Genomic DNA, 13,835 nt, shown 5'->3' with positions numbered 1-13,835 from the left:
TGTTCAGGAGCTGGCGAGCTTGGACCGCGTGAACCGGCGGCGGAGCGAGGCCCAGCTGCTCCGGCCCAGCAGCCCCATTACCCGCGTGCACAGCGCCCAGTAGGCCACCCCGGCCGCCAGCGATGCCGCCACGGCAAGTGCCGGGCTGGTGGCATCCAGCAGCGGGTAGACCAGCCAGTGCACGAGGTATGCGTAGAGGGAGGCGCTGGCCAGCAGGACCGCCAGGCGCTGCATCCCCCTCGGGACGGGGATGGCCGGCAGCCAGGTGAGCAGCAGGATTCCGGCAACAAGGGTCAGTTCGCGGTGGGTGTCCCCGAAGAAGTAGCCGGGGACAGTGAGCATCGCGAGGACCGATACCGCACACCGCTGGAGCCACGTCCGGGTCCGGGCAACGGCCCAGCCCAGGGCGAACAGCCACAGGGTGGGTGACGGATGGGGAATGCCGGGATCAAGGATGTCAAAGCGCGAGAGCAGCGCGAGGCCGGTGAGGGCCAGCGGAAAGAGCAGCGGGAACCGCCGCTCCGCCCGGTCAGCCCACGGAATGGCCAGGAGGGCCGTCACGCCCAAGAGGATGTAGACCAGCACCTCGATGAACCAAAAGTGCCACTGCGTGGTCACGGCCTCGGGGCCGACTATCGCGTTCAGGAGCAGGACGTTGGCCAGGGTGTACCGGTCGGTGAGCAGGTAGGCCACGCCGATGAACGCCATGCTGGGCACCGCCACCCGTGCCAGGCTGCTGAGCTGGCGCCTGAACCGGGGAAGCCGTTCGCCGCTGAGCTGGAACCGCGCGAAGTTGTATCCCGCGACCGCCATGAGCACGTGGGCCATGCCCGGCCACTTCATCAGCCCCACGTGGGTGCCGACGATGAGCACAATGGCCACGGCCCTGAGCACGATGCTGGTTTCGAGCGGGGCAACGAACCGCCGCATCTTCCCGGCAGGCTTCTTCCCCGTGCGCTGCTCCAGGTCCCGGATTGGCGTCACGTGCCAGTCCGTGGGGAGGTGGCCCAGCAGCTGCTCGAGGCGGACGGACGTGGCCACGTAGGACAGCGAGTCGCCGCCGAGCGAGACGAACGTGTCGCCGTCGCCGATGTCCGTGCGCTCCAGGGTGTCGCGGAAGATCCGCTTCACGGTGTCCGGTCCGTCGCCGGGTCCGACGGCGGAACCCGGGCCGTGTGCCCCGGCTTCCGGCAGTGCCGGTATTGAAAGGGCCAGGACCGCCGGATAGTCCACCTTTCCGGTGGCCAGGCGGGGGAGACGCTCGACGGCGTGCAGCTCCAGGGCCGTCCGGGGCAGCCCGATGCCCTGCGCCAGGACCTTGCCCAGCAGTTGCGTGTCGTGGCTGCCCTCGACGGCGACGACGAGGCCCTGGTCCGTGCCCGCGCTCGCCGCATCAACGCCGAGGTCGCCCAGGATCCGCTCCACCTGGCCGAGGTCAACGCGGAGGCCGACGATCTTGACGAACCGGCTGCGCCGCCCCACCACTTCATAGACGCCGGCCGGGTGCTTCCTGGCCAGATCCCCGGTGCGGAGTTCGTGGACAGTGCGGCCGGCAGCGAGATCCTCCGGCGCCTCAGCGTAGCCGAGCATGACGTTGGGTCCGGTGTAGACGAGCTCTCCGTGCTCGAGGCCGGGCACCGGCTCGATGCGGAAGGCGCCGCCGGGCACCGGGATGCCGATGGCCCCGGGGTGCTCGGCGGCCAGCCCGGGCGGAAGGTACGCCATCCGGGCGGTGGCCTCCGTCTGGCCGTACATGACGAACAGTTCCCAGCCCTTCCGGCGGCCGAGGTCGGCGTAGCTTTGCACGCGTTCGGGGGCGAGCCGGCCGCCGGCCTGGGTGACGTACCGCAGGCGGGGGAGGTCCATCCCGGCAAAGCCCACCCGCTCCAGCAGTTCGAAGGTGTAGGGCACCGCCGCGAAGGACGTCGCGCCGGCGGTGCGGAAAAGCTCCCAGAAGCACGGATCAACAACGGACAGGTCGGTGAGCACCAGGCCCGCGCCGCGGAGCAGGTGGCTGTTGATCACGGACAGCCCGTAGCAGTAGGACATCGGCAGGGTGGTCGCGGCGCGGTCGTCCGGACCGATGCTGAGGTACTCGGCAATCGACTCCGCATTGGCCTGCAGATTGACGGCGGACAGGCGCACCAGCTTCGGCGAGCCGGTGGAGCCGGAGGTGCTGAGCAGCAGTGCCAGGTCCGGGTGGAGCTCGTGTGCGGTGCCAGTCCGGCGTTCCTCGAACAGGGTCTGTCCCTTGAGCGAGCGCAGTACGACGTCAGGGTCATATGCGGCCACCAGGGACTCGAGCGCCGCCGGCTTGTCCTCCGGGAGCAGGATCAGCGGGTGGCCGCCAACCAGTGCGGCGAGGTAGGCCACCAGGGAGTCGACGTCGTTCGCCGCAGCCAGTGCCACCAGACGCCGCTGGGTACCCAGCCGGAGCGCGAGGGCATCGACCCTGCCGGCCAGTTCCCGGTACGTGAGAGTGAAATTGTCTGTAAGAATGGCGGGCCTGTCCCCGTGGACCGCGAGATCGGCGGCGAAGGGCACCCGCGCGAAATCAAGCTGCGTGGTCACCGGAAGATGATATTAGTTAAGGCTTACCTAAGTAAAACCGTGCAGGTGCCTGTTACGCCGTGCCATACTCAGTCCGTGACCGAGGCATATGCATTCCGGGCCCCGCTGTGGCTGTATCCGGGCGAATCCGCCTGGCACTTCATTACGCTGCCGGTGGATATCGCGGAGGAGATCCGCGAGGAGTCTGCGGGTCGCCGCAAAGGGTTTGGCTCGGTGAAGGTGACGGCAGGCATCGCCGGCCACGAGTGGCAGACCTCGGTCTTTCCGGACGCCGGCACGGGCTCTTACCTGCTGCCGGTCAAGAGGGCCGTGCGGGCACTGGCCGGCATAACCGCAGGGGACGACGTCGAGGTCCGGCTGGTCGTTAACCTCTAGACCCAGCAACCCCTAGAACCCAGCCAGCCCCCGACGTCCGACGGAGGTTTGGGGGCGGCTGGGCTGCTAGGCTGCGCCGGTCCACCGGGTCTGCGTTGCCGCCGGACGGCGGAGCTGCGACCCGGGAACCTCTGACGGCGTGCGCTTCTTGCCGAATCCCTGCCGGAGGTGTTCGGCCCGTGCCGGGAGTGGCGCCTGTTTGGGGGCGGATACGCGGGCGGGGGCAGGCTCCTCCTGCGTGGTGCCGGCTGTCACCTGGGGTGCCGCCGCAGAGAGGTCTGTGATGAGCCCCGTCCCGGCGCATTCGCGGACAGCGGCGATCCCGGCCGCAGCCGCGCGCTTGTCCTCGAAGGGGGCGGAGACAGCCAGCACGGTTCCATCGGGGGCCTTCAGCCGGAACCGGAACTGGGACTCTGCATCAACAAAAACTTCAAATACTCCGGCCATGGCGGTCCTTCCGGTCAGGGATGCTGCGTGCAGCGTCTTCGCGGCCGCAGCCCCGAACGCATCACTGCGTCTGTCCTTGGGTGGGGTGCTGAACCGACAGGGTTGATCGGTTCATCGGGTGTTATTAGAGTCTGCCCAGCGCACATGGACCCTACAAGACCATCCATGTAAACCCTGGGTAAACCCTGCCTGCCCACCCACTAAACCGCGCCGGCGGACCGTTCTCAAGGACGCCCGAAACGAAGCTACGCGCAGCGCAACGCGCGTTCACAGCCCGCCACCGGAAGCAAAAAAGATCCGGCCCCGAGGGGCCGGATCTTTAGAAAGGGGAGGCCTGGAGAGGGACCGGGGCTGCAGCGATCAAACCTGGAACTTTCAGATCTGCTTGAGCGCCTGCTCCAGGTCCGCGATGAGGTCATCGGCGTCCTCGAGGCCGACGGACAGCCGCACCACACCGTCGCTGAGCCCGATCGCTGCACGTCCCTCCGGGCCCATGGCCCGGTGCGTCGTGGTGGCGGGGTGGGTGATCAGTGACTTGGCGTCGCCCAGGTTATTGGAGATGTCGATGATCTTCAGGGCGTCCAGCAGCGCAAAGGCGGCTTCCTTGCCCGACTGGCCTGCCGTCGTCGCAAGTTCCAGCGTGAGGACGGTGCCTCCGGCTTTCATCTGCCTGGCCGCCAGTTCGTACTGCGGGTGCGACTTGAGCAGCGGGTACTTGACCCAGCTGACGGCGGGCTGGGCCTCCAGCCATTCGGCCAGGCGCAGCGCCGTGGCGGAGGAGTGGTTCACGCGGAGAGACATGGTCTCCAGGCCCTTGGTCAGGACCCACGCGTTGAACGAGGAGAGCGCCGGGCCGGTGTGCCGCATGAGCTGCTTGACCGGACCGTCGATGAATTCCTTGGTGCCCAGGATGGCCCCGCCCATCACGCGGCCCTGACCGTCGATGTGCTTGGTGCCGGAGTAGACGACCACGTCCGCGCCGAGGTCCCCGCAGCGCTGCAGCAGCGGGGTGGCGAAGACGTTGTCCGCCACCACCTTGGCGCCGGCGGCGTGGGCGAGTTCGCTGACCGCGGCGATGTCCACGATCTCCTGCATGGGGTTGGACGGGGATTCGAAGAAGACGGCCGTCGTTGGCACCGAGAGGGCGGCGCGCCACTGCTCGAGGTCCGGGCCGTCGACGAATACTGTCTCCACGCCCCAGCGCGGCAGGATTTCGTTGAGGATGACGAAGCAGGAGCCGAACAGGGAGCGGCTGGCGACCACACGGTCCCCGGCGCCGAGCAGGGCGCCCAGGGCGGTGAACACGGCGGACATGCCGGACGCCGTCGCAAAGCACGCCTCAGTGCCTTCGAGCAGGCGGAGCCGCTCCTGGAAGGTGGCCACGGACGGGTTGCCGTAGCGGGAGTAGACGAAACGTTCGTCCTCGCCGGTGAAGGCGCGCTCGGCGGCCGCGGCCGACTCGTAGACGAACCCGGAGTTGAGGAAGACGGGTTCGGTGGTCTCTTGGAAATTGGTGCGGTCAAGCCCGCCGCGGACGGCCTGGGTATCGGGGCTCCAGCCGGCGGCGTCGTGATTAAAGGTCAACTTAGTTCTTTCCCAGGTTCGTCGGCAGGCCGCGGTTCTTCCACCCGTTTACGGTGCGCTCACCGTAACGGTCGGGCTCGCCCTCGAAGCCTTCGAGGACGTTGTAGGCCGTGAAGCCGGCCTGCGTGGCGGCGATGGCGGCGGCGATGGAGCGCTGGCCGGAGCGGCACAGGAACACCAGCTCCACCCGGGCGTCCTCAGGCGCCTGCTGCTTCAGTTGCTCGATGAACCCGGGGTTGGGAATGCCGCCGGGAAAGGTCCACTGGATGAAGAGCGGATCGTTCTCCGTGGCCTTGGTATCCGGAATGCCGATGTGCGCCCATTCGCCCTCGGTGCGCACATCCACCAGGATGGCCCCCTCCTCGAGCTTGGCCCAGGCGTCCTGCGGGGTGAGGTCTCCGGCGTAGCTCATGCGTGACCCTCGTACGCTTCCGCGCTGAGGTCATCGTCGGAGTCCAGCCGGTCCACGGCGGTGGCGACGGCGGCATCTGCGCTGGCGATGGCGGCGGGCAGGATGACGGCCTGTGCCACGATGACGCTGGTGCCGTTGAAGGTGGCTGCCGGGCTGCCGTGCAGCACGTATCCCTCGGCCAGGGCAGCCGAAATGCGCTCACAGAACGCGCGGTCGTCCGGTCCCGTGATCAGGCGGTAGGACAGCTTTTCCTCAGGTTTATCCTGCTGGGACGGCAGCGTTGCAACGGCGGGGGCGTCTGACACGACGGATCTCCTTTTCTCACGCTTGCAGCTCGAAGTGGTCGATATGCCGAGTATTCACCTGAGGCACCCCGCCGTGGAAGGAGGGTTGCCGACCGGACAGTCAGGGCTTAATGCCGGTACTCATTACTCCCCAAAAACGTAACACTGACGACGGCGGCACGCACCGCGGCCGTCGTCATGTTCCGTAACGCACCCAACAGCCGGTCATGGCGGTGACGCCGGCATGCGGTTACAAAGCCCGTGACCGGGAGGATAATGACGGGAGATGACCCGCCGTAACGCCGGATGAAACCAGGCCACAGTGAATGATTCGACCCCGAATACAGTGACTCCCATGCTGCATTTTGGATGGTTTGTGGGTCATGGCTTCGGGGTTCAGGGCTGGGGCACGCCCGGCTACGGAATCGGCTATGACTGGAAGAAGCCCGACCCCTACCAGCACGCCGTCCGGGAGTTCGAGCGGGCGGGGCTGGACCTGTTCATCGTCGAGGACTCGCTCACCGTCCCCGACACCTACGGCGGCAGCGCCGAGGTCTCACTGGCGCAGGCGTCCTTTGCTCCGAAGCACGATCCGCTGGCACTGGTGCCGTACCTGCTCTCCGCCACGGAACACCTGGGCATCGTGCCCACCATCAGCGCGTCCTTCTATCCGCCGTTCACCGCCGCCCGGCTGCTGGCCACGCTGCAGCACTTCTCCAACGGGCAGCTGGGCTGGAACGTGGTGACCTCCGGCAGCGACCTGGCCGCGCAAAACTACGGGCTGGACCAGCAGATCGAGCACGACCTCCGCTACGAGAAAGCCGAGGAATTTGTGGACGTCGTGCGCAAGCTCTGGCGCAGCTGGGAACCGGACGCCATCCGGGAGGATGCCGGGGCAGGAATCTTCGCTGACCACACCAAGGTCCGGCCGATCCACCATGACGGCGAGTTCTTCAAGGTCAGGGGGCCGCTGAACACGGCGCCGCTGCCGGAGGAACCGGTGCTGGTGCAGGCCGGGGCGTCCCCGCGGGGCAAGGCCTTCGCCGGTGCGAATGCGGATGTCGCGATTGCCCTGGCCCGGGGTGTGGACGGCATGAAGGCCTACCGGGACTCCATCCGCGCCGAAGCTGCCTCGGCCGGCCGGAACCCTAACGATGTCAAGGTGCTGTTCGTCCTCAAACCCACCGTGACCGGTTCCAGGGCCGAGGCCGAGGAACTGCGGGCCGCGCGCCGGGAGCTCACGCAGCGGGACATCGACAGCCAGCTCAACTCCATCTCGTACCTGTCCGTCATCGACTTCAAGCAGTTCGACCTCGACGCGCCCCTCCCCGAACTCAGCACCAACAGCAACCAAGGCACCCTGGAGCACTTCTCCAAGGCCGCGCCGCCAGGCTCCACCCTGCGGCAGATCCTGCAGGCCCGCAGCGGCGGAGCCGGCGACAGCATCATCGGCACCGCAGAGGAAATCGCCGACTACCTCGAGGAAACCGGGACCGCGGTGGGCGGCGACGGGTTCCTCTTCTCAGGCTTCGTGGACCCGGCCACCATTCACGGCGTACTGGACAGGCTGGCGCCGGTGCTCCGGCGTCGGGGACTGCTGCGGACGAGCTATGGCGACGGCGGCTTCCGCCGGAACCTGCTGGACTTCTAACGCCATGGCAGGGGCTGGTGAACGCGGCACGTTCCTGATCGGCGCGGCGCATATCCGCGCCGGCGATGTGGCTGCGGCGGCCGCCGATCCTGCGGTGGAGGTGGTCCTCAGCGCCGAGGCCCTCGAACTCGTAGGCCTGTCCCGCCAGGTGGTGCAGGCGGCCATCGATTCCGGCCACCGGGTCTACGGACTCAACACCCTGCTCGGCTCCGGGCGGGACACGGCCGTGGAGGAGGAATCCATCCTCGACTACCAGTTGCAGGTGGTGCGCTACCACCACAGCGGCGTCGGCGGGCTGCTCGGCCGGGATGAAGTCCGCGCCCTCATCCTGGCCAGGCTCATCGGGTTCACCCGGGGAGGCTCGGGGGTGCGTCCGGAAACTGCCCGGTTCTTTGCAGAGCTGCTGAACAGGGGCGTGCTGCCGGCCGTTCCACGTGACGGATCCGTCGGCTCGTCGGACCTCACCCAGCTCGCGGCGGTTGCCGCCGTCGCCATCGGGGAAGGGCAGGCGCTGACTCCCGGCGGCGGCCTGCAGGACGGCGCGGAGGCGCTCACCGCCGCCGGTCTGGAACCGCTGGTCCTGGCTCCCGGTGAGGCCCTGGCGCTGGTCAGTGCCAACTCCTATTCGATCGGCGCCGGCGCGCTGGAGCTCCGCCGCGCCCGGTGGCTCGCAGACCTGGCGGACACCGCGCTGGCGCTCTCGCTTGAGGCCACTGCACGGTACGACGGCGGCGGGAACCTCAGCCCGTTCTCGCCGGCTGTCCAGTCGGCCAAGGCGGTGGACGGCCAGCGCATCTCGGCGGCCAACGTCCGGCGCCTGGTCCGCGGCGGCTGGCTGGAGGACCCGCGGCGGCAGGTGTCCGTCCAGGATGCCCTGTCCTTCCGCGCGGCGCCCCAGACGCACGGGGCGTTCCGGGCCCAGGTCACAGCCCTGGCCGAGGCGCTCGAGGTGGAGCTCAACGGCCGGGGCGACAACCCGCTCGCGGACATAACCACCGGCCGGATGGTGTCCGGCGGGAACTTCCAGCCGATGCAGCTGGCCCTGGCGTTCGAGGCGCTGCGGCTGGGACTGGCGCACGTGGGAATCAGCAGCGAGCGGCGGATCGCCAAGCTCTACCCGCCGCAGCGGCTGATCCGGCAGCTCAACCTCGAGGCGGCCCGGGCCGGGACACCGCTCGCGTCCGAAGACCTGCCGGGACTGCTCTGGTACTCGGCCGCAGGACTGCTGGCGGAGCTGAAATTCCTGGCGGCACCGGCCACGCTCGGAGCGCCCACCCTGTCGGCGGACGTGGAGGACCACTCCACGCTGGCCCCGCTGGCCCTCCAGCAGCTGGAGCGCTCGGTGGAGGCCGCAGCGAAGCTCCTCACCATCGAGGCGCTGACGGCCTCTTACCTTCTGGCGGAGGCACAGGACACGGACGGGCGGGAGGCGGAAACCCGGCAGCTCGGAACAGGCACCGGCGCGGTTGTGGCGAAGCTGTCGGAGCTGCTGGCCGGGCAGTTGCCGGCGGCAGTGCTGGTGGACCGTGCGCGTGCCGCGCTGGGGGATCTGCTGGCAGGACTGCCCGAATTACAGATACCCGGTCCGGAAAGTCCGGAGGACGGGGGAGGAGAAGCATGACCACTCTGGCAGGGAGCGGCCGCCAGCCCAGGCACGTGGCGCCGATAGTGCATCCGGGCATGGATGCCGATGCTGTGCTGGCACGCGTGGGGAACACTCCGCTGGTGCCACTGGAGACGCTGAGCCGCGGCCTGGGGAGCACTGTCTTCGTCAAGCTCGAATCGGAGAACCCGGGTGGTTCCATCAAGGACCGGACCGCGCTGAGCATGGTCCGCGCAGCCGAGCGCAGCGGCGAGCTGCAGCCCGGCGGGACCATCGTGGAAAGTACCTCCGGGAACACCGGAATCGGGCTGGCACTGATCGGGGCGCTGACCGGCCATCCCGTGGTGGTGGTCACCGGGGATTCCATCTCGTCCGAAAAGCTGGACGCCCTGAACCAGTACGGCGCGCGGGTGGTGTTCACGGACTGGAGTGCGCCGTCGGATTCACCGGAGAACGCACGGGCGGTCGCGGCCCGGATCACCGCCGAAATCCCGGGCGCGTGGCGTCCGCTCCAGTTCGACAACCCGGCCAACCCGCGGGCGCACTACGAGGGAACGGCGCCGGAAATCTGGGAGCAATCGGGCGGCCGGGTGACGCACTTCGTCGCGGGCGTGGGCACCGGCGGCACCATCACCGGGAACGGGCGGTACCTCAAAGAGAAGTCCGGCGGGCACGTGGAGGTGGTCGGCGCGGACCCGTACGGTTCGGTCTACAGCGGCGGGCATCCGGGCCAGATCCTGGTGGACGGCGTCGGCAACTCCTGGCCCAAGCCTGACTGGCCAAAGGTCTTTGACCGCGGCCTGCTGGACCGGTTCCTGCGGATTCCGAACGACGAGGTCTACACCACGCTGCACCGGCTGCTCAACGACGAAGGCCTGTCCCTCGGGCCGTCGTCGGGACTGACGGTGGCGGCGGCGCTCCGGGTGGCCAGGGCGGCGCCGCACGGGTCGATGGTGGTGGCGATCGCCCCGGACACTGGCGCCAACTACCAGAGCAAGGCCTTCAACCCTGTTTGGCTGGCGGACAACCACATCCGGCTGGCCACGGATTTTGCGGAGGACTAGCGTCGCCGGAATCCTGTCAGGAGGCCGGGCCGCTGGCGGCCGTCTCGCTCTCGGAACGGATCCAGGCGTTCCAGTCCAGCGGATGCACGGAGGGCCTGCCCAGCAGGTAACCCTGCGCGGCAGCCATGCCGAGTTCGGTCACGGCCTCCAGCTCCTGCGGCGTCTCCACGCCCTGTGCGCCGAGGACGGCATCGATGTACCGGGCGAGTTCACCCATGGCGGCGGCCCGCAGGCGCTGGCCCGGGGAGTCCTCGATGCCCGCGATGAAACTGCGGTCCAGCTTGATGATGTCAGGGTGAAGTTCCAAAACCTGGTCCATGGACGTGAAGCCCACCTCCGCGCCGTTCACGGCGATCCGCAGCCCCCGGCCCCGCAGCGGAGCGAGGGCGGCCGTTAGCGACGGGTACTGCTCGAGGGGGATCGAACCGTTCAGGTCGATGACCATCCGGTCCAGGGCCAGCTGGGAATGTTCCAGCAGTCCCGGGATCCTTGGGTCTGCGCATGTTGCCGGCGTCAGGTTCAGGGCGATGAACATGTGGTCGGGCACGGCCTGGGCCGCGGAAAGAGCGCGGTGCAGTGCCGCGATTTCAAGATCGGTGCCCAGTCCAACGGATTCTGCCTCAGTGAACCAGTGGTCCGCGCTGGCACCGTCGTCGCTGACGAAGCGGGTCAGGGCCTCGACGCCGATCACCTGCCCCTCCGGAAGCCTGCGGATCGGCTGGAAGGCGGTCATCAGCATCTTGTCGGCAAGGATGGCTTCGATCCGGTTCCTGCTGCGCCGCGTAAACGGCACGGGCTCAGGGGCAGCCACGGCCTGGGCCCGCTCGCCCACCGGGATGGCGCCGTTTTCCGCGTTGGCCAGCTCTGTGGTGGCGGTGAGGTGCTCGAGCAGCACGTGTTCAGGGTTATCCGGATGGGCTTCGCACAGGGCCCGCAGCTGTTCGCGCGTCCACTCGGTGGCCGGATCTGACTCGGCGAGCAGTTCGGCAATGATCTGGTGGGCTTGCCAGCGCACAGAAATTTCACCCATGTCCCCCGGCAGCGCTGCCTGGGCCCCCCAGCCCGTGGGTCGTGAGTTTGTCAATGCGTGCAGGGAGTTGTCATCCCGAGACATCGGCTATTCCTTTATACGTACTCATTCCGGCTGAGCCCGGAACCAGGCCACCTGCCATCACCGCCGCGAGACGCGGGCAGTGGCCGTGGAAGAAGACTACAACCCGGGACACCGCCTTGTCCCGCATTTTCTGGACCGGTGCCTTTTTGTTGTGCCTGGCTTCGGATTATTCGATGCCGGCGAACAACTCGTTCAGTTCTGCTGTCAGTTGCTTGCGCAGTGCCGGCGTGCCGATTTCGCGGCCGTCGATGTGATTGACCGGCGCCAGGAGGCGGATGCTGGAGATCAGCCAGACGGCGTCGGCGTCGGCCAGGTCCTGCGGCTTCAGCGGGCCGTAGCCCAGTTCCCAGCCTGCCGCCTTGGCGGCGGCGAACAGGGCGCCCTGTGACGTTCCGGGCAGGATGCCGCTGTCCAGCTGCGGCGTGACGAGGCGCTTAACCGTTGTTCCGGCGTCGTTCTTCTCCACGTTCGCCAGCAGCACCGTGGACGTGGGGCCTTCCAGCACCCGGCCATCCGAAGACGTGAAGATGACGTCGTCCGCGCCCTGCTTGTGGGCGTGCCGCAGTGCGGCCATGTTCACGGCGTAGGACAGGGTCTTCGCGCCGAGCAGGAGCCACGGGGCACGCTCGGCCGCATCGCTGTCGTAGCCGCGGTCAAGGAGGATGACGTCGATGCCGGTCTCGCGCTGGCGCCGGCCGGCCGCGGCCACCGGGGAGACCTGCACCCAGCAGGTGGGGGCGGACGCGCCCTCGATGCCGCGGGTGACGATGAGCTTGACCACTGCCTCGTCCAGTTCCGGGGACGGCGCCGGGTTGTCGGAGCGGAACGCCGCGACGCCGGTCTCCACCGCGCGGCGCCAGTCCTCCTGCCCGGGAATCTCCAGGTCCAGCGCCTGCGCCGAGCGGGCCAGCCGGTCCAGGTGGGCCTGGATCTTCCGCGTGTGGCCGGCGACGGCGAGCATGGACTCGAACACCCCGTCACCGCGGGTGGCGCCCAGGTCAGTGGCCATCAGCTGCGGCTTTTCGGGGTCGGCAAGCCGGCCGTTCTGATAGTCCGGATCCAGGAACACCAGCACTGTGTGGGAGGTACGAGAGGTCATGCCTCAAGCTTAGTGCGGCCTGTGCCCGATAGGCTGGCCTCAACGCTCCATAAGGAATGGCTGCGAGAGCGAGAAATAACGGGGGTTTCAACTGTGTTGTGGCCATTTCCGCTGGCAGAAACACTGCCGGCGTGGCTGATCCTGCTGCTCAGCGGCGCGGACCTGGCCATCAGGGTCCTGGCCGTGGGCATCATCCCCGGCAACCGGCGTCCCACCACGGCCATGGCCTGGCTGCTGGGCATCTTCTTCGTGCCGGTCCTCGGGCTGATCCTTTTCCTGCTCTTCGGCAACTTCAAGCTGTCCCGCCGCCGCACCGAGCAGCAGCAGCTGGTCAACGAGCGGGTCCGTGCCGGCAGCGCGGCGCTGTCCGACGTCGCCAGCGAGTATTCGGGGCCCGAATGGGTCCTGTCCGCGGCCGAACTCAACCGCCGGCTCGGGTCGATCCCGCTGGTGGACGGCAACCAGGTGGAACTGATTCCCGGTTACCCGGACTCCATCCGTGCCATGACCGAGGCCGTGCGGAAGGCCACGCGCTTCGTCAACGCCGAGTTCTACATCATGAGCACGGACCACGTCACGGACGACCTCCTTACCGCCCTCGAAGAGGCGGCGGACCGCGGCGTCCAGGTCCGCGTGCTGTTCGACCACATCGGAACGCTGCGCGTGAAGGGGTACAACAAGCTGCTGAGGCGGCTCAAGGCCAGCAACATCCAGTGGCGGCGGATGCTGCCGCTGCTCCCCATCCACGGCCAGTGGCGCCGGCCGGACCTGCGCAACCACCGCAAGATCATGGTGATCGACGGCGAAGTGGCGTTCACGGGGTCCCAGAACCTGATCGAGCCCTCGTACAACAACCCCAAGCACCGCAAGGCCGGCCGGGAGTGGATCGAGCTGATGGCGTGCCTGCGGGGCCCGATCGTCCCCACGCTCAACGTTGTCTTCGCCACCGACTGGCTCAGCGAGACTGACGAGTCGCTCGAGGACCAGCTGCAGCTGTCCGCCGAGCCGTCCCCTGGCGGTGTCACCGCCCAGGTGGTGCCCAGCGGCCCCGGCTTCACCACCGAGAACAACCTCCGGCTCTTTAACACGCTGATCTACTCGGCGCAGCACCGGATATCCGTCTGCAGTCCCTACTTCGTGCCGGACGACTCCCTGCTCTACGCCATCACCACCGCTGCGCAGCGCGGCGTCGACGTGGAACTGTTCGTCTCCGAGAAGGGCGACCAGTTCCTGGTCCATCACGCCCAGCAGTCCTACTATGAGGCCCTGCTGCGCGCCGGCGTCCGGATCTACCTGTACAAGGCGCCGTTCGTGCTCCACGCCAAGCACTTCACCATCGACGACGAAGTGGCGGTCCTGGGTTCGTCCAACATGGACATGCGGTCCTTCTCGCTGAACCTGGAGGTGTCGGTGATGCTGCTCGGCGCCGACACCGTCAAAAGCATGCGCGCAGTGGAGGACACCTACCGCGACATCTCCCATGAACTGCGGCTCGAGGACTGGATGCGGCGGCCCCTCGCAGCAAGGTACGTGGACAATGTGGCCCGGCTGACGGCCACGGTCCAATAAGGAGTTTTTGTCCACTTGTCGCGACTTATGGGCCCAATAACTCGCGACATCTGGCCAAAAAC

General features: G+C 67.9%; 12 protein-coding genes and 1 riboswitch. Of the genes, 5 read left to right on the top strand and 7 right to left on the bottom strand.

Features of this window, described 5'->3' with window-relative positions; translation table 11 throughout:
• Positions 1-3: 3 nt before the first annotated feature.
• Positions 4-2,571: an AMP-binding protein gene (locus ACFVTE_RS08015; protein ID WP_387098935.1), complete on the bottom strand. Its 2,568-nt coding sequence runs from the start codon at positions 2,569-2,571 to the stop codon at positions 4-6.
• A gap of 75 nt (positions 2,572-2,646) precedes the next feature.
• On the opposite strand from ACFVTE_RS08015, the gene ACFVTE_RS08010 reads away from it, so the two are divergent.
• Entirely contained in the window at positions 2,647-2,946 is a 300-nt protein-coding gene (locus ACFVTE_RS08010; RefSeq protein ID WP_387098933.1) for a DUF1905 domain-containing protein, read from the top strand.
• A gap of 66 nt (positions 2,947-3,012) precedes the next feature.
• Here the strand turns inward: ACFVTE_RS08010 and ACFVTE_RS08005 are convergent, their stop codons facing one another.
• From ACFVTE_RS08005 to ACFVTE_RS07990, 4 genes are all read right to left on the bottom strand, one after another.
• Positions 3,013-3,393, bottom strand: coding sequence for a YegP family protein (locus ACFVTE_RS08005; protein WP_387098931.1), 381 nt, complete (start codon positions 3,391-3,393; stop codon positions 3,013-3,015).
• Between the two features lie 375 nt (positions 3,394-3,768).
• Entirely contained in the window at positions 3,769-4,977 is a 1,209-nt protein-coding gene (locus ACFVTE_RS08000) for an O-succinylhomoserine sulfhydrylase (protein WP_387098929.1), read from the bottom strand.
• Between the two features lies 1 nt (position 4,978).
• Positions 4,979-5,389, bottom strand: coding sequence for a rhodanese-like domain-containing protein (locus ACFVTE_RS07995; protein WP_387098927.1), 411 nt, complete (start codon positions 5,387-5,389; stop codon positions 4,979-4,981).
• A complete protein-coding gene (locus tag ACFVTE_RS07990; RefSeq protein WP_387098925.1) occupies positions 5,386-5,694 on the bottom strand; it encodes a DUF1737 domain-containing protein in 309 nt (102 codons plus the stop codon). The genes ACFVTE_RS07995 and ACFVTE_RS07990 overlap by 4 nt, the downstream gene beginning before the upstream one ends.
• Before the next feature lie 13 nt (positions 5,695-5,707).
• A riboswitch (SAM riboswitch) is annotated at positions 5,708-5,822 on the bottom strand.
• 206 nt (positions 5,823-6,028) lie between these two features.
• Here ACFVTE_RS07990 and ACFVTE_RS07985 point away from each other — a divergent pair.
• Genes ACFVTE_RS07985 through ACFVTE_RS07975 form a run of 3 tightly spaced genes read left to right on the top strand, consistent with a single transcriptional unit; the run spans position 6,029 to position 9,991 of the window.
• The gene (locus ACFVTE_RS07985; RefSeq protein WP_387098923.1) at positions 6,029-7,324 is read left to right on the top strand and encodes an NtaA/DmoA family FMN-dependent monooxygenase; all 1,296 of its coding nucleotides are present in this window, start codon (positions 6,029-6,031) and stop codon (positions 7,322-7,324) included.
• A 4-nt stretch (positions 7,325-7,328) separates the two neighbouring features.
• Positions 7,329-8,945, top strand: coding sequence for an aromatic amino acid ammonia-lyase (locus tag ACFVTE_RS07980; RefSeq protein WP_387098921.1), 1,617 nt, complete (start codon positions 7,329-7,331; stop codon positions 8,943-8,945).
• The gene (locus tag ACFVTE_RS07975; protein WP_387098919.1) at positions 8,942-9,991 is read left to right on the top strand and encodes a PLP-dependent cysteine synthase family protein; all 1,050 of its coding nucleotides are present in this window, start codon (positions 8,942-8,944) and stop codon (positions 9,989-9,991) included. Before ACFVTE_RS07980 ends, ACFVTE_RS07975 begins: the two co-directional genes overlap by 4 nt.
• 16 nt (positions 9,992-10,007) lie before the next feature.
• Here ACFVTE_RS07975 and ACFVTE_RS07970 read toward each other — a convergent pair whose 3' ends face one another.
• On the bottom strand, positions 10,008-11,105 hold the full coding sequence (locus ACFVTE_RS07970) for an EAL domain-containing protein (protein ID WP_387098917.1): 1,098 nt from the start codon (positions 11,103-11,105) through the stop codon (positions 10,008-10,010).
• Positions 11,106-11,271: 166 nt separating this feature from the next.
• On the bottom strand, positions 11,272-12,204 hold the full coding sequence (locus ACFVTE_RS07965) for an aminodeoxychorismate lyase (RefSeq protein WP_387098915.1): 933 nt from the start codon (positions 12,202-12,204) through the stop codon (positions 11,272-11,274).
• A 93-nt stretch (positions 12,205-12,297) separates the two neighbouring features.
• Between ACFVTE_RS07965 and cls the strand changes: the two genes are divergently transcribed.
• Entirely contained in the window at positions 12,298-13,773 is a 1,476-nt protein-coding gene (cls, locus tag ACFVTE_RS07960) for a cardiolipin synthase (RefSeq protein ID WP_387098913.1), read from the top strand.
• The last annotated feature ends 62 nt before the right edge of the window (positions 13,774-13,835 follow it).

It is taken from the genome of Arthrobacter sp. NPDC058097, assembly GCF_042884885.1.
Taxonomy (GTDB): Bacteria; Actinomycetota; Actinomycetes; order Actinomycetales; family Micrococcaceae; genus Arthrobacter.
This window is presented reverse-complemented; position numbering and strand designations above follow the sequence as displayed.